This window comes from Streptomyces sp. MMBL 11-1 (assembly GCF_028622875.1).
Lineage (GTDB): Bacteria > Actinomycetota > Actinomycetes > Streptomycetales > Streptomycetaceae > Streptomyces.
Map to the genome: position 1 here is coordinate 3,597,570 of NZ_CP117709.1, position 20,790 is coordinate 3,618,359.

At 74.3% G+C, this 20,790-nt stretch carries 13 protein-coding genes; 10 read left to right on the forward strand and 3 right to left on the reverse strand.

Translation table 11 applies throughout. The annotated features are described in order from the left end of the window. Positions 1–52: 52 nt before the first annotated feature. Together PSQ21_RS15575 and PSQ21_RS15580 are read left to right on the forward strand one after the other, a co-directional pair. Positions 53–1,294: a sensor histidine kinase gene (locus PSQ21_RS15575; protein ID WP_274031105.1), complete on the forward strand. Its 1,242-nt coding sequence runs from the start codon at positions 53–55 to the stop codon at positions 1,292–1,294. Then, positions 1,291–1,998 (forward strand): response regulator, encoded by a 708-nt coding sequence (locus PSQ21_RS15580; protein ID WP_274031106.1) that lies wholly within the window; start codon positions 1,291–1,293, stop codon positions 1,996–1,998. Before PSQ21_RS15575 ends, PSQ21_RS15580 begins: the two co-directional genes overlap by 4 nt. 79 nt (positions 1,999–2,077) lie before the next feature. Here the strand turns inward: PSQ21_RS15580 and PSQ21_RS15585 are convergent, their stop codons facing one another. Further along, the gene (locus tag PSQ21_RS15585; protein ID WP_274031107.1) at positions 2,078–3,490 is read right to left on the reverse strand and encodes a tetratricopeptide repeat protein; all 1,413 of its coding nucleotides are present in this window, start codon (positions 3,488–3,490) and stop codon (positions 2,078–2,080) included. A 168-nt stretch (positions 3,491–3,658) separates the two neighbouring features. Next, positions 3,659–4,153: a hypothetical protein gene (locus PSQ21_RS15590; protein WP_274031108.1), complete on the reverse strand. Its 495-nt coding sequence runs from the start codon at positions 4,151–4,153 to the stop codon at positions 3,659–3,661. Positions 4,154–4,564: 411 nt separating this feature from the next. On the opposite strand from PSQ21_RS15590, the gene PSQ21_RS15595 reads away from it, so the two are divergent. Further along, complete coding sequence (locus tag PSQ21_RS15595) at positions 4,565–8,533, forward strand: nSTAND1 domain-containing NTPase (RefSeq protein ID WP_274031109.1); 3,969 nt, start codon at positions 4,565–4,567, stop codon at positions 8,531–8,533. Positions 8,534–8,592: 59 nt separating this feature from the next. Here PSQ21_RS15595 and PSQ21_RS15600 read toward each other — a convergent pair whose 3' ends face one another. Further along, the gene (locus PSQ21_RS15600) at positions 8,593–9,534 is read right to left on the reverse strand and encodes a hypothetical protein (protein WP_274031110.1); all 942 of its coding nucleotides are present in this window, start codon (positions 9,532–9,534) and stop codon (positions 8,593–8,595) included. A gap of 429 nt (positions 9,535–9,963) precedes the next feature. Here PSQ21_RS15600 and PSQ21_RS15605 point away from each other — a divergent pair, with 429 nt between their 5' ends. From PSQ21_RS15605 to PSQ21_RS15635, 7 genes are all read left to right on the forward strand, one after another. Beyond that, complete coding sequence (locus tag PSQ21_RS15605) at positions 9,964–11,775, forward strand: lysyl oxidase family protein (protein WP_274031111.1); 1,812 nt, start codon at positions 9,964–9,966, stop codon at positions 11,773–11,775. Between the two features lie 421 nt (positions 11,776–12,196). Next, a complete protein-coding gene (locus PSQ21_RS15610; RefSeq protein WP_274031112.1) occupies positions 12,197–12,919 on the forward strand; it encodes a Crp/Fnr family transcriptional regulator in 723 nt (240 codons plus the stop codon). Positions 12,920–13,015: 96 nt separating this feature from the next. Continuing rightward, positions 13,016–13,888, forward strand: coding sequence for a hypothetical protein (locus PSQ21_RS15615; protein ID WP_274031113.1), 873 nt, complete (start codon positions 13,016–13,018; stop codon positions 13,886–13,888). Positions 13,889–13,890: 2 nt separating this feature from the next. Continuing rightward, entirely contained in the window at positions 13,891–16,659 is a 2,769-nt protein-coding gene (locus tag PSQ21_RS15620) for a hypothetical protein (RefSeq protein ID WP_274031114.1), read from the forward strand. Beyond that, positions 16,652–17,734: a hypothetical protein gene (locus PSQ21_RS15625; RefSeq protein WP_274031115.1), complete on the forward strand. Its 1,083-nt coding sequence runs from the start codon at positions 16,652–16,654 to the stop codon at positions 17,732–17,734. The genes PSQ21_RS15620 and PSQ21_RS15625 overlap by 8 nt, the downstream gene beginning before the upstream one ends. After that, complete coding sequence (locus PSQ21_RS15630) at positions 17,731–18,282, forward strand: Pycsar system effector family protein (RefSeq protein WP_274031116.1); 552 nt, start codon at positions 17,731–17,733, stop codon at positions 18,280–18,282. The genes PSQ21_RS15625 and PSQ21_RS15630 overlap by 4 nt, the downstream gene beginning before the upstream one ends. 125 nt (positions 18,283–18,407) lie before the next feature. Beyond that, positions 18,408–20,684, forward strand: a complete 2,277-nt coding sequence (locus tag PSQ21_RS15635; RefSeq protein ID WP_274031117.1) for a VWA domain-containing protein — start codon at positions 18,408–18,410, stop codon at positions 20,682–20,684. The last annotated feature ends 106 nt before the right edge of the window (positions 20,685–20,790 follow it).

The following is a 20,790-nucleotide window of genomic DNA, read 5'->3' on the forward strand; positions in this document are numbered from 1 at the left end:
CTCCCCCGATCGGGGGAGGCCGCAGGGGGGCCGCCCGGCGATACTGGCGATCATGAACAGGGGAATTCGGCTGCTGCTGCGCGGCTCCACGTACTCGGGTGTGCTGTTCGCCTATTGCGGTGCGTTGGCGAGCCTTCCGCTGCTGCCTCTCGCTCTGTTGCCGGCGCTGTCGTGGCGATCCGCACCCGAGAGCGTGCAGGTCTTCGTGGTGCTGCTGGTCTGGGCGGCACTGGTCGGCGTGGTCGGACTGGCGCGTCCGGTGCGGCGGGCGCTGGTCGTGTCCGCCCGCCGGCTGCTGCGGGTGTCGCTGCCGAACCCGGCTGCCGTCCGCCCGGCCTCCGGTCCGCTCGGCCTCGACCGCTGGCGGACCCCGCTCTGGCTGGTGCTGCACGCGGCCGTCGGGTGGACGGGGGCGCTGGCGAGCGGGGTGCTGTTCATCATGGGCCTCTCCCTGCCCATGAACTGGCTCGGCGGCGAGGTGCGGGCGAGCCTGTTCGGCACGTCGGTCCGGGTGTCGGGCGGGTGGAGCTGGGTGGTGGCCGCCGCGTGCGTGCTGCTGGCGGTGGCCATCTGCGTACTGGTCACGAAAACCCTGCGGTGGTCGGCGCCCCGGCTGCTGGGGCCGTCGGCGGCCGAACGGCTCGCGCTGGCCGCGGAGCGGGAGCTGCTGCTGGCCGAACGCAACCGGATCGCCCACGAGTTGCACGACTCGATCGGGCACACGCTGACGGCCGCCACCATCCAGGCGGCGGTCGCCGGCGAGGTGCTCTCCAGCGACCCGGCCGCGGCGCGGGCCGCCATGCGCAGCATCGAGGACTCGACGAGGGCCGCGTTGGAGGACCTGGACTACGCGCTCGGAGTGCTGCGCGAGGAGGAGTCGGGTACGGCGCCGACCCGGACCCTGGCGGACCTCCCCGAGCTGCTGGAACGCCTGCGGCACACGGGGGCGGTGGTGGAACCGGAGCTGTCGGGTGACCTGGCGCGGGTGCGGGGGACGCTCTCCCGGGCGGCGTACAGGATCCTTCAGGAGGGGCTGACGAACGCGCTGCGCCACGGCGCGGGCGGCCCCATCGAGGTCCGGGTGGCGGCCGGACCGGACGGGCTGGACCTCGCTGTGGTCAACCGGACCGGAGCGCGGACGGGGCCGGATCCGGGCTCCTTCTCGACATCCGGCCACGGCTTGCCCGGACTGGCCGAGCGCGTCCGGCTGCTGCACGGCGAGTTCGGGTCCGGCCCGGACGGAACGGGGCACTGGCGGCTCGCCGTCCGGCTGCCGGCACGGACGTCGGCGTGAGCGGATCCGGGACGGACGGGGGCACGGCCCTCCCCGCGGAAGCCGGCCCGGCCGTCACCCTCCTGATCGCGGACGACGACGAGGTGACCCGCAGCGGTCTGAGCATGCTGCTCGCCGCACAGCCGGGAATCTCGGTGCTCGGCGAGGCCGCCGACGGCATCGAGGCGGTCGACCGTGCGCTGAGCCTGCGGCCGGACGTGGTCCTGATGGACGTGCGTATGCCGCGTCGCAACGGGATCGACGCCACGCGCCATCTGCTGGCCGAGGCGGCCGACCCGCCGAAGGTCGTGGTGATCACCACCTTCGAGAACGACGGCTACGTCACCGCCGCCCTCGGCGCGGGCGCCAGCGGCTTCGTCCTCAAACGACTCCCGGTCCGCCGGATCGCCGAGGCGGTCCGGGTGGTGGCGGCCGGCGAGGCGGTTCTCTTTCCGGCCGCACTGGGCCGCATGGTCGCCGCCCGCCCGCTGGACTCCGCGGCGGCCCTGCCGCAGGCCGCCCTGACCGGCCGGGAGGAGGAGGTACTGCGCCTGATGGCCACCGGGCTCTCCAACCCGGAGATCGCGGAGTCCCTCACGGTGAGCCTGGAGACGGTCAAGACCCACGTCGGGAACGTGCTGACCAAGCTCGGCGCGCAGAACCGGACCCATGCGGTGGTCATCGCCTACGAGTCCGGCCTGGTGGTCCCGCGCTTCGCCGAATGACCGGCTGCCCGTGCCGACCGGGAGGGGCCTGGGGTCTGCCGTTTCGCGGCCCCGGACGTGGCCCCGGCCCCGGCCCCGGTCAGCGCGTGACGACCGGCCGGAAGGCGTCCCGTATGCCGGACTTGGTGGTGGAGACGAACTGGTCGCCCGGCCCGTAGTCGTACGTGCCGTAGTACTCGTAGCGCAGCACGGCCGGGCAGCTCTTGCCGCCGATCTGCACCGAGCGCGGATCGACGCGCTTGCCGGTGCGCAGCTCGTAGACCTTCAGCGGGACCTTCACCTTGTGGAAGGTGACCCGGTGGGGGAAGTGCTTGAACTTGTTGTTCTTGTAGGAGCAGGACTCGACGGCGGCGCCGTTCTTCGCCGTGTCCGCGCAGACCACGAGCGCCGCCTCGACGGGGTCATCGGTGCGCCAGCCGGCGGGAAGCTTGCCGGTGTAGTCGGTGTCGCCGAGGAACAACGCGCGGTTGGTCCCCTTGCGGGGCGGCGGGGCGGCGCTGTACTTGGCGGGTTTGTCGCAGTAGCCGGATCCCGCGCTGTAGGTGGCGCCGATCAGAGTGCGCACCTCGTCGAGTTCGATGGCCAGGCCGGCCTTCTTCACGCCGCTGCGCGCCTTGCCGGTGAGCGGCTCGTCCGGGTACGCGTCGAGGAGTCGCTGGTAGTGCGCGCGTGCCTGCTTCCATTTCCCCTCGCCCATCAGGGCGTCGCCGCATCCGGCCAGCGCGGCGGGTTCCGTACGCGTCGCGGCGTCGGCCGACCGGTCCAGGACGTCACGGGTGGGCTCGCGGTCGCGGAGCCAGCCGGCCGTCTCGGCGGTATCACAGGCGTCCTCGGCGGGCAGGGTGTCGAGGAAGGTGTCCAGGGTCGTCTGGACGACCCTCTCGTGGCCGGGCTCCGTCAGGACCCGGGCGAGAACGCCGAAGCCCCGCTCCAGCTCCTCGACGTCCCCGACCTGCCCGGCGTCGTACAGCGTGGACGCGGCGCGCTCCAGCCGCCGGCAGGTCTCCACCACCGCGTCGCCGGGCTCGACCAGCGTCGCTCCCACCACGCGGTGTCCGGACCGCACCTCGCTCTGCGCGGCGACTGCCTCCTCGCAGTCACCGGCCTCGCGGGCATCGTCCACCCGGTTCCCGATGCCGTGTGCGCCAACGCGCAGCACCACGGCGGTCAGCACGACCGCGACCGTGACCACGAGAGCGCCGTAGCGCTGCACCCGCCGTACGACGTGCTCACGTCGCCGGGTCAGGAACCAGCCGTGGGCGACGCCCGCCACCCACCACAGGAGCAGCAGAACCTCGCACCAGGTCGCGGCGGTCGAGGCGGCGAGGCTGAGAAGCGTGACGCTGCCGAGTGCGGCGACCGCGGCCGACCGCCGGTGCCCCAGCAGCAGGTACCCGATGCCGAGCAGGGAGGCATTGCCGATCGCGGCCGCCACGGCGTCACACGGGGCTCCGGTCGCGGTCGCGGTCGGCTCGGGCGGCCGGGGCGGCACCAGCGACTCCGATGGCTCCGGTGACTCCAGTGGCTCCGGTGACCCCGGTGACTCCAGTGGCTCCGGTGACCCCGGTGACTCCGGTGACTCCAGTGGCTCCGGTGACATCGGTGACTCGTCGGGTCGCCGGTACGGGTCGTGTTCGTCCGTCGAGTGATCCATGGGTCGTTATCCCCGAGGTGTCGTGGGTGCCGGGCCGCGTACGGAGAACCAGCGGTGCGCGGTCCCACCGAGCAGCACCCACAGGGCCGCCGCGTCGATACCGAAGACCAGCAGCACCGGGAGACTGGGCGCTCCGGAGAGCAGTGAGCCGAGGAAGCCGATGAGCGTCGAGCACGCCACCAGGGCCAGACAGGCGGCCAGCACCGCGCGGGTCCACGGCCGGCGCCTGCCGCTCAGGGCGACGCAGGCGGCCTGAAGCGCCGCCAGACCCCAGCAGAACAGCGCCACGAACCACGCCATGCCCATCGGCAGGATCAGGTCCTGCCCGTGCTCCTGCTTGTTGTAGTTCTCGTCAAGGACCACCCAGCCGCCCAAGGCGGTGCCCACCGCGTGCGCGGCGACGACCACGAGCACGAAGACGAGGGCCCCGGGGATCCGGCCAGGCAGGCCGGACGGGTCGGACGGCTCGGACGGGCCTCGCTGGGGGGAGAAGTTCCGCATGGGAGTCACCTCACGCTTTCGTGTCCGGCGGGTCGTGGACCCGGGTCCGGCCGGCTTCGTGGACCGCACGCGTCGCGCGGTGGCGGCCGTTGTCGCCGGCCGGGCGGGGGCCCGAGCCCTCCCCCGATCGCCCGGGCTCGGGCCGCGCGGCGTGGCCGGTCCGGGCCGCCCTTCTCGGCAATTCCAACGCCGTACGCCGTTGTTCGGCAGCCCCTGCCCCGGCCCCGAACAACCCGGCGGCGCGAACCGGCCGCGGCCGATCGTGAAGATCAGGTGAACACCCGTGCCCAGCCTGCGGATACCCAGCAGTACAGCTGCGGCCGTACCCCCGGCTGCCTACCCTGAGCGCCCGGACGGCCGCACCGGGTGATGTCCTGGTGGAGACCCACGTACCGAGGGCGGGGCAGGCGGATGTCGGGACACCAAGGACCGGGACGCACCGAGGGCGAGCTGGATCCGGAGGCGGGTCCGGTGCCGCGGTTCGCCGCCGGACTGCGGGCGCTGCGCGAGGCGGCGGGCAAGCCCACGTACCGGGCGATGGCTCACGGGGCACGGTACGGGGTGACCACCCTGTCGCAGGCGGCGGCCGGGAAGCAGTTACCCACCCGGGCGGTGACGCTCGCCTATGTGGAGGCGTGCGGCGGGGACGTGGCCGAGTGGGAGCGGCGCTGGCGCGAGGCGTCGGCAGAGCTGGCCGCCGAGGCGTCCGGTGGCGAGACCTCCCGGCCTCCGTACCGCGGCCTGACGCGGTACGAACCGGGCGACGCCGAAATCTTCTTCGGCCGCGACCGGCTCGTGGAGCGGCTGACCGCACTGACCCGCGAGCACCGCCTCACCGCCGTCTTCGGCCCCTCCGGCAGCGGCAAGTCCTCGCTGTTGCGCGCCGGTCTGATCCCTCGGCTGCGCACCCCGCCCGAGGGCGCGGGCGGTGGGGGCGGCGGGACCGCTCCGGCGGCCGTGCGGATCCTCACGCCCGGCTCCGCCCCGCTGCGCACGCACGCCGACCGGCTCGTGCCCGTGCCCGACACCGACGCCGACACCTGGCTGATCGTCGACCAGTTCGAGGAGCTGTACACCCTCGGCGCCGACCCGGCCGGCCGGGACGCCTTCATCGACCGCCTCGTCACCGCCACCGACGTCGGCAGCCGGCTGCGCGTCGTCATCGCGGTGCGGGCCGACTTCCTCGGCCGCTGCGCCGAACACCCCGGCCTCACCGCCGCGTTGCAGGGCGCCACGCTGCTCACCGGTCCGATGAGCCGCGCGGAGCTGCGGGAGACCATCGTGCGCCCGGCCGCGGCGGAGGGGCTGATCGTCGAACGCTCCCTGACCGACCGTCTCCTGGACGAGGTCGAGGGCGCCCCGGGCGGGCTGCCGATGATGTCGCACGCCCTGCTGGAGACCTGGCGCCACCGCAGCGGCCGGGTCCTGACGGAGGCCGCGTACGAGGCGGCCGGCGGACTGCGCGGTGCCGTCGTCCGCACGGCCGAGCAGGTGTACCGCGAACTCACGCCGTCGCAGGCCGAGGTGGCCCGCCATGTGCTGCTCCGGCTCGTCGCGCCCGGCGACGGGGCGGCGGACACGCGCCGCCCCACCGAGCACGCGGAGCTCGACTTCGGCAGCCCCGCCGACACCCGGGTGGCGCTGGAACGCCTGGTCCACGCACGGCTCATCACCTTCGACGACGGCACGGTCGACCTCGCCCACGAAGCGCTCATCACCGCCTGGCCCCGGTTGCGCGCATGGATAGACGCCGAACGCGACCGGCTGCGCGTCCACCGCGCGCTCTCCGAGGCGGCACGCACCTGGCAGGCGCTCGGCCGGGAGAGCGCCGCGCTGTACGCGGGCTCCCGCCTGGACGCCGCTCGCGACGCGTTCCCGCAGGACGCCGCCCGGCCCGGCGGCGCCACGGCGAGAGCTCGGCGGGCCGTGAAGAGCCTGAGGGGCAGGGAGAGCCCGAGGGAGGGGGAGAGCCGGGGCGACGGGGAGGGCCGGGGCGACGGGGAGAGTCGGCGAGGTCTCGAACTCACGCCGTCGGAGCGGCAGTTCCTCACGGCCTCGCTCCGCCGTCAGCACCGCACCGCGCGGCTGCGCCGTACGGTCGTGGCCCTGCTCGCCGCACTCGGGCTGCTCGCCACCGGCACCGCCGTCGTCGCCCTCCGGGCGCGCGCCACCGCGCAGACCGAGCGGGACGACGCCGTCTTCGGCCGCCTCACCACCGAAGCCGACAGCCTCCGCGAGATCAGCGCCGGGCTGGCCGGCCGCCTCGACGTCGCCGCGCACGGCATACGCTCCACCCCGGACACCCGGACCCGCCTGGCCTCGGACGCGGGCCGGACGCTGGCCACCCGGCTGCCCGGTCACGCCGGTCTCGCCAGCTCCGTCGCGTACGCGCCCGACGGCCGCACCCTCGCCAGTGGCGGCCACGACGGCACGGTCCGGCTGTGGGACACCGCCGCGCGGCCCGGGTCCGCGGGCCCGGCCGGGGGCCTGGGAAAGCCGTTGGGGAAACCGCTGCGATTCCGTACGGGCCCGGTCGGCGCGGTCGCGTTCGCGCCGTCGCACGGAGACCTGCTGGCGGTCACCGGCAAGGGCGGCGGCGTCCAGTTGTGGGACGTACACGACCGGGAGCGGCCCCGTTCCGTCGGACGGCCGCTGGTGAGCCACGACGGGAAGAACATCGTCTCGGTCGCGTTCGCCCCCGACGGCCGGACGCTGGCCACCGCCGGAGACGATGGGACCGTACGGCTGTGGGACCTGAGCGCCCCGGACCGGCCCACGCCGCTCGGCGGACCCGTCAAGGCCGACGGGTCCGAGGAAGGCAGCGTCCGCGCCGTCGCGTTCGCCCCGGACGGGGGCGTCCTGGCCACGGCGGGCTTCGACGGTTCCGTACGGATGTGGCGGTTCGACCGGGACGACGGGATCGAGCCGCTCGGTACGCCGCTGCGCGAACACACCGCCTCCGTCTGGGCGGTGGCCTTCTCCCCGGACGGCCGGACGCTCGCCACGGCCGGCTTCGACGACACCGTACGGCTATGGGACGTGACCGAGCCGGGGCGCCCGCGGCCGCTGGGCGATCCGCTCACCGAGCACACCGCGCCCGTTCTGTCGGTGGCCTTCAGCTCCGACGGCCGCACCCTGGTGAGCGCGGGCGAGGACGACGCGCCGATCCTGTGGAACGTGGCCAATCCCGCCTATCCGCAGCAGCTCGGGGAGCCGCTGGCCGGCCACGCGGGAGCCGTGTGGGAGGTGGCCTTCGGCCCCGACGGCCGTACCCTCGCCAGCGTCGGCGCCGACCGCGGCGTCCGCCTCTGGCACCGGCCGCCGACCGTCCTCTCGGACTTCACCAACCCGGTGTCCGGCATCGCCCACAGCCCCGACGGCCTGCTGCTCGCCGCCGCCAGCACCGACGACGCGCTGATCCGTCTGTGGGACGTCGACGAGCCGGGCCGCCCGCGCCGGATCCCGCGGATGCTCACCGGCCACGAGGACCAGGTACTGAGTGTCGCGTTCGCCCCGGACAGCCGTACGGTGGCCGGCGGCGCACTGGACGGCTCCGTACGGCTGTGGGACGTTTCCGCGCCCGAACGCCCGGTCCCGCTGGGCGGACCGCTGAGGGCGCACGACGAAGGCGTCAACACCGTCGCGTTCACCCGGGACGGCCGCACGTTGGCCACCGGCGGCGAGGACGGCACGGTGCGGCTGTGGGACGTACGCCGACCGGGCCGTGTACGGCCGATCGGCGCACCGCTGCGCGGCCACGGGGACGCCGTCCGCTCCCTCGCCTTCACCCGGGACGGGAGGACGCTGGCCACCGGCGGCGAGGACGGCACGGTGCGGCTGTGGCACGTGAGCGACCCGGCACGGGCGCGGGCCGCCGGCGAAGCTCTCGGCGGGGACGACGAGTCGGTCAACGCGGTCGCCTTCGCCCCGGACGGGAGGACGCTGGCCACCGGCGGCGAGGACCGCGCGGTGCGGCTGTGGGACGTACGCCGACCGGACCGTGCCCGGCAGATCGGGGAAGAGCTGGGCGGGCACCGCGGGCCGGTCAGGGCGGTGGCCTACTCACCGGACGGGAAGACCCTGGCCACCGGCGGCAGCGACCACACGGTCCGGCTGTGGGACGTGGCGGAGCCGGCCCGTGCCGAGCCCGCCGGCGGGGAACTCACCGGTCACCTCGACACCGTCACGTCCGTCGCGTTCGGCCCGGAGGGCGACACCCTCGTCTCCGCCGGCTACGACCTGACGGCCCGGGTATGGCTCCTGGACACGCACCGCGCCGCGCAGTACGTCTGCGACCACACCGGCGGAGTCCTCACGCGCGCCGAATGGGAGGAGCGTTTGCCGCGACTCGGATACCGGACGGTGTGCGAGACCACGTGAAGCCTGTCGCCCCCTCGCCGTACGCCCGCACCGTCTGCCCCCGGCCCTGCCCCCGGGGTTCAAGGAGTGCTGAACTTCAGGACAGCGCCGTCCTGGTTGTGCGCCACGACGACCGCCTTCAGCTCGTCACCGAACCCGGCCTCGCCGCCCACGCCACCCAGCTGCATCACGGTGCCCGCCGTCCGGAAGGTGACGGATTCGTCGGCCACGATGACATGCACGCTCACCCCGTTCGCCGTGATGTGCGCCGTGGAGGTCACCAGCACCTCGCACGCCCCGTCCGAGCAGGCGTCGGTGTTCTTGCCGTCGGCCGCCTCGGGCAGCGGGCCGGTGGGGTCGGGCGCGGGTGAGTCCGCTCCCTCGTCGGCCCCGCCGGGCGCTCCGCGCTCCCCGGGCTCCCCGGGCTCCCCGGGCTCCCGGCCGGCGGCGCACTGCTTCGCCCGCTCGTGCGCGGCCGCGAGCCGCGGGTCCTTCTCCGTCAGTTCCGGCAGGCCCGGCTCGGGCGGGGTCAGGGACCGTACGAGCTTGTCGACCCCTGCCGCACTGCCCTCGGCGTCGTCCATCGCCGCGGCCGGGGAGACCTCGTCGAGTTCGGGCAGGACAGCCGCCAGCTTCTTCAGCCAGGCGGCGAGCAGCCGGTCAGCCGCGGGAATGCCCGACCGGCTGAGCTTCCTCAGGTCGCGGTCCACGCTCTCCACCGCGTTCGGCGTCCGGGAGAGGTAGCTCATGGCGAGCAGTTGGCCCGACGGGCCGGGCTCCCGCGGGCTCCGGATCTCCCGCAGATCCGCCTCGCTGTCCTTCCGGAGATCCTCGATCGCGGTCGTCGACTCGCACAGGCCGCCGACCCACCGCACCAGCTCCTCGGACGGCGGCCGTACCGGCGCCGGGCCGGCCGTCCCCTTGTCCGACGCGCCTGCCTCGCCGTCCGCTCCGCCCCCGCAACCGCCGACGGCCAGCACCAGCCCCGCGGCCACCATGGCGACGCGTCCCCTCGTGAACATCCCGACGACCCCTCTCCGTGCTGTGACTCGGTCTTCGCAGGCCGGACCCCGGCACCGCAGGACCAGTTCAGCGCGGCACAGTTTGTTCGGTCACCCCTCCGCGGCCGTGAACAAATTCCCCGGACTCCCGGCACGACCCTGCGCCGTACGGAACGAGCCGGTCCGCTGCCCGGGCCCTGGCCGAAAGACGCGCGGGGGCGGCGTCCGGCAGAGCCGCTGCGCGGAAGCGGTAGCGAGGGTCCCCGGCGGGCTCCGGCACGGCGGACCGGGCGGACCTTTTCGGACAACTGTGGGCCGTCCGGGTGAGTGCAGACAACCTGCGGGGCCCGCTCCGCTTCTCACAGGCCGGACACAGCGTCGCCACAGGTGAGTTGGGGCCGTGCTGCTCGTCCACGTTCCGCACGCACCCGGAAGCCGGAAGTACGAGGAATGATGACCAGATCCCCGCAGGGCCGCACCAACCGCCTGACCCGCCCCTCGATCGCCGTCGCCGCGGCCGTCGCCGTGACCGCGGGCGTCGTCGCCGCCGCGCCCGACGCCAAGACGGCGGAGCCGACGCCGAAGCTCAGCCTGATCGCCGCCACCACCTCGGTGACGCTCGACTCGTGGAAGGAGGATCCCGGCGTCTACCTGGATCTCGGGACGTACCTCACCTCCGAGAACGGCGCCTTCGAGCTCAAGGTGACGCGGAAGTCCTACAAGGCCCCGGTCGTCGTCTCGCAGGTGTTCCGGAACGGGAAGAAGACCACGGCCAAGGCGCTTCCCGCCGGGCTCGTGAAGGACTTCTCCGGGCTGCCGGACTTCGCGCAGATCACGCTCACCGACGCGGCGGGCAAAACGGTGCTCAGCCAGACCGAGGCGTTCTGCCCCAACAACGCCTCCGGGCGCGTCCGGCCGGACGCTCCCGCCAACTCGAAGTATCCGCAGAGCTGTCCGGTGAACCCCTTCACCCTCGGCTCGGTCTGGGGCGTGGAGAACGGCTGGGCGTCCAACACCTACGCCGGTTACTACTCCAAGCCGGTCCAGCTGGCCGCCGGCACGTACACCGCGAAGATCAACGTGACCAAGAAGTACCGCGACCTCTTCGGCATCGCCGACGAGACCCGCACCGTCAAGGTGACGGTGCGGGAGCGCAGTTGGGAGGAGCCGCCCCCGGTTCCCGCCGGCAGCCGCAGCGCCGCCTCCGCGCACGCGGGCCACGGAGGACACGAGGGGCACGAAAGCGCAGGACACGGAGGGCACGAAGGGCACGGGAAGGCCGCCGCGCCCTCCGCCGCGGCCGGGCACGGCGCGCACGGCGCCCCGGCCCGTGCTGAGGCCCCCGCCACCCGGACGACCGGCGCCGCCCCCACGTTCAACGTCGGCCACGGGCCCTACCCGCCCGCTCCGCCCGCCCTGCCCTGGGCGCTGAAGAAGGAGTCGCTCCAGCGGCAGTCCTTCTCGGCGGCCAGGGTCGGCGACCGTTCCGGGCAGACCGACGGGTCGCGGCAGGCGCCGGGGGCCAAGCCCAACGCGAAGCGGCCCACCGGCAAGGCGACCGTGCCCGACGTGCCCAAGCCGGACCTGCGCTCGCTGCCCGCGTACGGCATCACCGTCAGCGACGGGTACCAGGAAGTGCCCGGCAAGGACTACCTCGCCTTCAGCGCCAACGTGTGGAACGCGGGCCCGGCCAAGCTGGTCGTGGACGGCTTCCGCTCCCCGGGCAAGGAGCTGATGGACGCGTACCAGTACTTCTACGACGCCGACGGCAAGCAGGTCGGCTACACCCCGACCGGCACCATGGAGTGGGACCCGCGCCCCGGCCACGAGCACTGGCACTTCACGGACTTCGCCAGCTACCGGCTGCTGAAGGCCGACAAGAAGGAGTCGGTGCGCAGCGGCAAGGAGGCGTTCTGCCTGGCCAACACCGACGCCGTCGACTACACGGTGAAGAACGCCAACTGGCACCCGGACAACACCGACCTGTCCACCGCGTGCGGCCAGGAGAACTCGATCTCCGTCCGCGAGGTGCTCGACGTCGGCTCCGGTGACACCTACACCCAGGACCTGCCCGGCCAGTCCTTCGACATCACGGACCTGCCGAACGGCACGTACTACATCCAGGTCCTCGCCAACCCGGAGAACCGGCTCAAGGAGACCAACCACAACAACAACAGCGCGCTGCGCAAGGTCGTCCTCGGGGGGAAGAAGGGCGCCCGCACCGTGAAGGTCCCCGCCCACCACCTGGTGGACGCCAACTAGTTCTCAGCGGTGGCGTGTTGACGCGCTCCGCTCCGTACGTTCCGCCGGCCCCGGGAGGTGTTCCCCGGGGCCGGCGGCATGCCTGGGCCCAAACCCGAGTTCTCGCCAACTCGCCCGTGCAGCCGTAACCCCGGCCCCGCCCCACCGCGGCTCCGCAGCCGCGCCCCCCGCTCCGCGACGACTCCGCCGGTCAAGGGCATGGCCAGGCGCACCCACCGTGCCCGGGGCACCACGGAGGGCTTCCCTCCGCGCCACGGATGCGGGGAGGGCGCTCTCGGCGGACACCACCGCCGACCAGGCAACGCATGGGTTACTCATGCGTAGCGCAGGTGTGGCGCAATTCACTCCCCTCAGGGGGTAGTTCTGGAAACATCTACGCCAACGAGATCGGGCCATACAAACCGCCGCGGGGGGAGTGGCCATGGGGCTGCTCGGCGATGAGCTGGCGTTCGGGCGGGCTCTGACCGCCCCGGAGTACGAGAGCGTCATGGCCCTGGGGCACCGCAAGGAGTACCCGGCCGACACCCCGCTGCTGACCGAGGGCGAGAGGACCGGCCATGTGGTGATCGTGCTGCGCGGCTGGGTGACCGTCTCCCACAGCACCGACCGCGGCGCCACCCGGCTCATACTGGGGTTACGGGGGCCCGGCGAACTGCTGGGCGAAATGGCCGCGTTGGACAACCATCCGCGCAGTGCCACCGTACGGGCCCTCGGGACCGTCGAGGCGACCGTCATCGGCGGCGACGCGTTCCGCCGGTTCCTCGCGACCCACCCCCGGGTCAGCGGCCTGGTGATCCGGCAGCTGACCTTCCGGCTGCGCAGCGCCGACCAGGAGCGCTCCGCCCTCGCCTCCCTGACCGTCCTCCAGCGCCTGGCGAGCCGGCTCACCGAACTCTCCCGGACCGCCCCCACCGGCCCCTACGCGCCGTCCGCACCCGCACCCGGGGCCGGGACCGGTCCCACCGGCGCCGTCGTCCATCTCGCCCAGGACGAACTGGCCGCCACCGTCGGGGCGACCCGGGAGGCGGTCGCCAAGGCACTGCGGCTGCTGCGCACCCAGCAGATCGTGCGCACCGGGACGCGCATGGTGGAGATCCTCGACCCCGCGCTGCTCGCTCTCCTCGCGGAGGGACACCGGGATTAAGGAAGAGCCCCGCCGTGTGTAAACGGCTACAGACGGCCTTCGTCCCGGGCCGGAAGCTGTACGGGACGGCGAGATCGGAGAGAACGGGGGCACGGGGTGGAGTACGACGCGTTGGATGCCGGTGAGGCACGCTACGAGCTGGTCATCAGCGTGGACGCCAGACGTTCGGGGCAGTACAGCGACGCGGACAAGCCGCGGATGCGGGAGCGGATCTACCGGGTTCTGGAGACCGCGTTCGCCCAGGCCGGGGTGGGCCGGGGCGCCGTCCACACGGAGGACCGCGGGGACGGCGTGCTGGTGTCGGTCCCGGGCCGGATCGCGGTGACGCGGCTGCTCGGTCTGTGGATGGTGGAGGTCCACGAGAACCTGCGTGAGGAGAACCGCTCCCTCCTCGTGCCGCTCGGGCTGCGGGTGGCCATGCACGTCGGTCCCGTACGCCACGACAGCCGGGGCATCAGCGGGCGTGCGGTCGACCTGACCTGCCGGCTCGCCGACTCCTCCGTCGCCCGGCAGCTGCTGGACCGCGAACGGGCCGATCTGGTGCTCGTCGCCTCCGACTCGCTCTACGTCGACGTGGTCTCCGCCGGGGGCAAGTTCATCGAGCCCGAGCGTTTCTCCCCGGCACGGCTGGCCCTGAAGGAGGGGGAGGTCTCCGCCTGGTTCCACCTGCCGGGACGGCCCGCGCCGGACATCGGACCGGCCGGCCCGGAGGAGCCGGCCGCCCCGGACGAGCCGAGCGGCCCGGTCGGCGGGCCGGACACCGCTCCGTCCGCCGCCGCTCCGTCCGCCGCCGCCGCTCCGGAACGCGCACGCGACGAGGACGACGAAGAGGGCGACGGGGGCGACGGTGACAGGGGGGCGCCTGCCCGCTACACCGCCCAGGGCGATCTGTCCGTCCACCAGCACAACGTCTACCAGCAGCCCGTGCACATCGGCCGCGTCACCGGCGACAGCCCCCGGAAGGACTGAGCATGGCCAACGAAGCAGTGGCCGAGCGCCCCGCCGAGCCCGCCGCCCCGAAGGCGAAGGACGACCGCTCCCCCGAGGCCCCGCCGCGCGGCGGGGAGCGGGAGGACCCCAAGGCCAAGGCCAAGGACGCCCCGGACGGCCCGGACGCGCCCGGCTCCGCCGACGACGCCGCCTCGTCCGGCTCCGCCGACGACGAGGCCGCCGAGCGGGAGAAGGAGCGCGAACGCGCCGCGGACCGTTTCAAGGACCGGACCCGCGACCCGCTCGCCGAGGAGCAGGGGGAGGAGGAGCCGACCGACGCCGCCGCCGCCACGCGCGCCCGGCGGTCCGGGCAGAAGCTCCTCGCCAGCGGCCGGGACCTCATCGGCTTCGACCGCTCCGACGTCGGCCAGCTCCACATCGGCGACATCAACATCGGCCTCGACGCCCGGCGTTCCGGCCTCACGATGCGCGACGGCCCGGTCCCCGAGGAGGAGCTGCTGCGCATCCGCCGGACCCACATCGAGCCGGAGGGGTACGTACGGCTGCGCCGGGCGCTGGTGGCCCGCCGGCTGCTGGTGCTGGGCGGGGCCCCCGGCACCGGCCGCGTCAGCACGGCGCTGGCGCTGCTGGAGGAGGTCACCCGCGACGACGGCGAGGGCGGGCAGAACAGCGAGCGGGTGCGCCGCGCCGACCCCGAGCGAGGGGTACGGGGGCTGGCCGCGCAGGTGGGCGGCGGGGAGGGCGGCCACCCGCGCGGCACCGGGTATCTGCTGGAGCCCGCCCTGGACCGGCCGGGCACCCTGCCGCCCGACGGGATGGACCTGGACCAGCTGGCCTCGGCGCTGGCCGAGCAGGGCTCGTACGCGGTGGTCGTGGTGAGCGTCGGCTCGGCGGCCAACCCGCTGCTGGCCGGGCGGTACGGGGCGATCTGCCCGCCCGCCCCCACCCATGAACTGGTCGCCGTCCGGCTGCGCCAGCGGCTGGAGGAGGAACACGGCGACCCGGTCCGGGGTGGGGGCGGGGGCAGCGCCCGGGACGGGGACCGGGACCGGGGTCGGAACGGCCGCCAAGGCCGCGCCCGGGACTGGGACGGGGACCGGGACCGGGACCGGGACCGGGACCGGGACCGGGACCGCAGCCAGGACGGAGGCCGGGACGGGGACGGGGACCGGGACAGCAACCAAGGCCCCGCCCGGGACGGGGACCGGGCTCCGGACCGCGACCGCAGCCAGGGCGGGGCCCACGACCGGGGCCGGGCCGGGGCCGGGTCGCTCGACCGGCTGCTGGAGCGCGCGGCGGAGCTCCGCGAGGACCCCGAGGTCATCGAGGCGGTGGGCCTCGACGACCTGCGGCCCGCCGAAGCCGAGCTGTTCGCCTCACTGCTGGCCGGGCATCTCCTGGGCTCCGTCGGCCGTGCGGAGCTGCTGTCCGGCTGCCGCGGTCTCGCGGCCGTCCAGGCGTACGAGTGGTTCGCCGGTGTGGACCGGGCCCTGGCCGTCCCGCCGCCCGGCGACGGGCGGGCGCCCGTGCGCTCCGGGACCGCCGCCCTGTTCCACCCGGTGGCGTTCCGGATCGCGCTCGCGGTCCTCGGCGGCGCCTCGCACAGCGCGGTGTCCGCCGCCGCCCACCTGCTGACCTGGGAACTGTCCGTACAGAGCGATCCGGACAGCACCCCCGCCCGCCCCCTGTTCTGCGACGACCCGGAGTCCGACCTGGCGCTCTCGCGCGCCCGGCCGGACAGCGGGGCCGTCGACGTGGCGGGCGCCGAGGTGACGGGGCGGCTGATCTTCTACCGGGGGACCGCGCTGCCCGCCGCCGTGCTCGCCGAGCTCTGGGACCGGCACTTCCCCGTCCGTGCCCCGGTCGTCCGCTGGCTGCGGCTGCTCGCCGACGACCCCCGGCCCCAGGTGTCGATGCGCGCCGCGGTGGCCGCCGGGGAGCTGTCCGTACGGGACTTCGAGCACGGGTACGCGGAGCTGATCCGGCCGCTCGCCGAAGCACCCACGCCCCGCCGCAGGGTCTTCGCCGCCACCGCGCTGGACCAGGCCGCAGGCCACGCCTCGCACCGCCGGGCGGTGCGCAAGGTCGTCGACAACTGGTCGCGGCACGGCACCCCGGCCCTGCGCTGGACGGCGGCCATGGCGCTGGGCTACGGCCGGTGCGCCGACTCGATGGACGACACCCTCGACGCACTGGCCGGGATCGGGATCCGCGACGACGGGGAGCAGCTGGCCGTGGCCTCGTGGAACGTGGTCCGGCTGCTGACGCTCCCGGAGAGCACCACCGTGCTGCGGCGTCTTGCCGACTGGACCGGGCACCGCCGCGAGGAGTACCAGGACCTCGCGCTGGTGAGCATCGTCCGGCTGGCGCTGACCGATGTGGACGAGGTCCTCGACGACGAGCCGGGCACCCCGCTGGGCGACCGGGGGGACTGGCCGCTGCTGCTCGCGCTGGCCGCGACCCGGCCCGAACTGACCGGGAAGCTGGCCGACCTGTTCTGGACGGCGCTCAACACCGCACGCTCCCGGGACGTGGCGCTCGACGCCCTGGAGACCCTGTTGCGCTCCGCCTCGCGCAAGGACGGCCGTGCGTGGACGCGGGAGGGGCTGGCCGCGCTGCTGCCCGCCCTGATCGCCGAGGAGCAGGACCGGCGGCGGCTGGACTGGCTGCTGCGCCGAATGATGAGGGATCAGGACAAGCCGCTCGCCGAGGAACGGGCGCTCGCCCTGTGGCGGCTCGCTGGGCCCGCGCCGCAACGGCGGTCGGAGGAGGAGGGAAGTCATGGCTGAGAAGAACGGCGGGGCGGAGAAAAGGGCGGCGGAGAAAGGGGCGGGCCCCTCGCGGCCCGCGGGCCCGTTCCTGCGGGAGTACACGCCGACGGGCCCGTTCCGGCAGGGCGGCGCGCGCACCACGTCGGTGCTGTTCTACCGGCGGGGCTACAGCGTGGCCGGCGTGTCCGGCATCGACCACTACGGCAAGCCGCCGCTGGCCTGGCGGCCGCACACCATCTGCGAGATCGCCACCGGCACCTTCGTCACCACCCTGCGGATGGAGCTGCCCGCGTCCGGCGGCACGACGTTCTTCAAGGCGGAGGTGGACATCCAGTGGACCGTCGAGGACCCGCACCTGGTGGCGGTGCAGGTGGTCACCGACATCGCCCGGAGCCTCACCGCGCCGATCCTGGAGCGGCTGCGGGAGATCTCCGCCCAGTACCCGGTGCACCAGGCGGAGCAGGCCAACGCCGAGATCACCCGGACGTGCGTCTCCGGCCGGTGGGACGACCTCGGCACCGGCCTCGGCCTGCGGGTGCGGCTGTTCGTACGGCTGCGGGTGGACGACCGGACGATCGGCCACACGGAGAAGGTCCGTACCCAGCGGAGCGAAGCCGAGCTGGCGCGGATGCGGCAGGAGAACTATCTGAGGATGCTGCGGGGCGGTGAGCTGGAGCAGCTCAGCCACATGCTGGCCGCTGACCCCAAGGAGGCCAACAACTTCCTGGAGAAGATCCGCCAGGAGGGCCGGCAGGACGAGAAGGACCGCGTCGACCGGCTCTTCTCCATGATCGCCGAAGGCCGGATCCACTCCGACGAGATCGAGACCCAGGTGCTCGACGACCTCAGCAGGCAGCACCTCGGCATCCAGGGCGCCATCGGCACCCGGCCCGCCCGCCGCGCCCCCCGGGAGCTGGCGCCCGCCCGAGAGGAGCCGTTCACCCCCGACTGGGTGGCGGACCAGCCTCCCGTGCGGCAGCCCCGACCGCCTGTCCAGGACGCCGAACCCGGACCGCCCGCGCCGCGCGACCGCGACCGCGACCGGGTCCGTGACCGCGACGACGGCTGGGGCTGGGCGGAGGGCGACGGATGAGCGCCGACGGGACCACACGGACTTCCCCCGCCCCGGCCGGGCCGGTGCCGGACGGGGGTCAGCACGGGCCGGACAGGGCGGGGGAACGCATCGCGGAACGGCTCCTGGTCACCGTCCGGGAGGACCTCGGCAGGGCCGACTCCAAGGCCGCCGTACTGCTCTCGGGGGCGCTCGCCCTGCCCGCCTTCCTCATCGGGCGGCACGGCTCGCCCGACTGGCGGGGCCCCGGCGACCTGGCGCTGGTCGTCGCGGGCGTGCTGTGGGTGGTCGCGGTGGCCGCCCTGGTCCGCGCGCTCCTGCCGCGTACGGGCACGGTCCGCGACCAGGAAGGGGTGACCTACTTCGGGGACCTGCTGGCCCCGTTCGACTACGACGTGCTGACCGCCCGGATCAACGAGGCCGGCCGCGACCCGGTCGGCTGGCTGCTCGTCCAGGCCGTGGACGTCAGCGCCATCCTGTCCGCCAAGTACCGGGCGATCCGCTGGGCGGTCGCCACACTCGCCCCGGCGGCCGCGCTGGCTCTCGCCTGGAGCCTGGCCGCGCGCTGACCGCCCCGCACGGAGGTGCCGCGTCCAGGGGCACCTCACCGACGGGAGCACGCACGAGCAATCGCACCGCAGCGGTGCTTCACGACACCACGCAGACACGGCAACGACAGTAAAAGGGGACGGTCGTGCGGAATGACCGAAGAAGAGGCCCGGCCGGCACCGGCCGGGCCGGGCGGGCGGCGCTGGCCGTCCTGGCCGGTGCGGCCCTGCTCGCCTCCCTGACGGCGCCGGCCGCCGCCGATCCGGAGCCGCTGGCGGCCGCCGCGCCCGCCTTCGCCTCCGTCAACTACGCGGTGGCCGTGGACCAGTCCGCGAGCCTCGCGCCCGCGGACATCAAGGCGGAGAAGGCGGCGGCCGCCCGGATCGCGCTCGGCGACGTCTCGGCGACCTCCCACATCAGCGTGTTCGGCTTCGCCGCCGCCGAGTCGGCCGACCAGCGGGCGGTGGACCCCGTGTGCCCCCGTACCCGACTGGACGCGGCGGGACGGGAGTCGGTCGGGGGCTGCGTGGAGAAGCTGCGCGGCCGGAAGAAGAGCGAGGGCACGGGGACGGACTTCCCGAGCGCGATCCGTCAGGGCGTGCACGAGCTGACCTCGGGCACCGACCCGTCGGCCCCCCGCGTGCTGTTCCTGCTCACCGACGGGGAGATGGACGTCACCGGCAGCCCCCAGTACGGCGACCCGGCGCACCGCGAGGCCGAGGGGAAGCGGCAGCTGGAGCTGGAGCTGAAGAACGCCGCCGCCAAGAACGTACAGATCTGGCCGCTCGGCTTCGGTCCCGACCCGGACAAGGAGCAGCTCGACAAGATCGCCGCGGGCGGCTTCCAGAAGGGCTGCGTCGACCTGCCGTCCGCCCGCCCCACCGCCCGCAAGGTCTCCGGGGCCAAGGACGTGGGGCGGGCGCTGGAGAAGATCTTCGCCGCCGCGCACTGCCTGCGCTACGAGGCCGGTCCGAGCAAGCGCCCGCCCGCCACCCTGCCCGTCACCATCTCGCCGCTGGCGACCGTGGGGAGCATCGTCGTCGACAAGGGCTCCCCCGAGGTGACCGTCACCTACACCGACCCGCTCGGCAACAAGGTGCCCACCACGGGGAAGTTCAAGGACTCCACCTTCGAACTCGCGGGCGGCGGCGGCACCGTGGAGGCGCTGAAGATCATCGACCCGGTGCCCGGCCGGTGGAAGGTCGATGTGAAGGCCCCCGAGGGCCACCGCTCGCTGCCCGTCGGTGTCAGCGTCCTGTGGCAGGGCGAGCTGCGCGGCTCCATCACGATGGACCCGCCCTCCCCGCAGGCCGGGGAGAAGGCGACCGTCACCATGCGGCTCCAGACCCGCGAGGGCTACGAGATCAAGGACCCGGACGACTACGCCGGTCTGAAGGTCAGCAGCAGCCTCACCGGCGACGGCTTCGCCCCGCTGCCGCTGCGGCTCACCGACGACGGGAAGGGGGCCGACCCCACCGGGAGCGACGGCTCGTTCAGCGGTACGGTCACCGTCCCGAAGAGCGCCGACGGCGCCCTGAAGGTCACCGGCACCCTCACCGCCTCCGGGCTCAGCGCCGACACCCGCAGCGAGGGCGGCCAGGTGGCGCCCGGGGCCCTGCCCGTCACCACGGCGCTCGGCCCGGTCCGCGGCGACGGCCACCCCGGGGAGACGGTCACCGCGAACCTCTCCGTCACCAACACCACGGACGCCCCGCACACGCTGAAGCTGTCCCTCGCGGACGTCCGGGCCGGGCTGCTCACCGTGAGCCCCGCCGAGATCGTGGTGAAGCCCGGCGCTTCCTCCACCCATGAGATCAGGCTCGGGATCGGACCGGAGAAGTCCTTCGACGGGCGGCTCGACGACGGCCCCCTCGGCATCGGCGGCACCGTCACCGTCCAGGACGCCACCGACGGCGACCGCACCCTGGTGCGCACCCCGCTGTCCGTCCAGGTCACCCCCGAACCCAGTCTGCTGGACCGGTACTGGTGGGTGCTGGTCGGCGCCGTCGCGCTGATCGTCGTCGGCGTCCTGGCGGGGCTGGCCTGGCTCCGGCAGCGGCGGGGCCGCCGCGACCCGCACGGGCTGACGCTCCACCTGCTCTCCGAGGACGGCGACGTGCTCGGCGTCCACACCGCCGGACACGGCCAGAAGCAGTGGTACGCGTTCGACATCGCCGAGGCGCACAGCAACCCGCGCATCGAACGGCGCACCAACGGCCGGTACGCCGTGCAACGCAGCCCCGAGGGCGGCGCGGTGCTGCGCAAGAACGGTGGCCGCACCCGGGAGCGTCTCACGGCGACCGGGCGGGTCGGACTCACCGACCGGCTGAGCCTCGCCCTCGGCGCGGACTCCGTACGCGCCACCGCCCCCGGGCGGCCCGACCCGGTGGCCCCGGCCGGCGGGAACGACGACTACCTGTGAGGCGCGCGCCGCCCGCCACCCGGCGGGCGGCGCGCGAGGCCCCGGCGGGCCGAACGGCCGCGAGCCCCGCGGCCGTTCGGTGCCGCCCATGGACGAACCGGCCCCA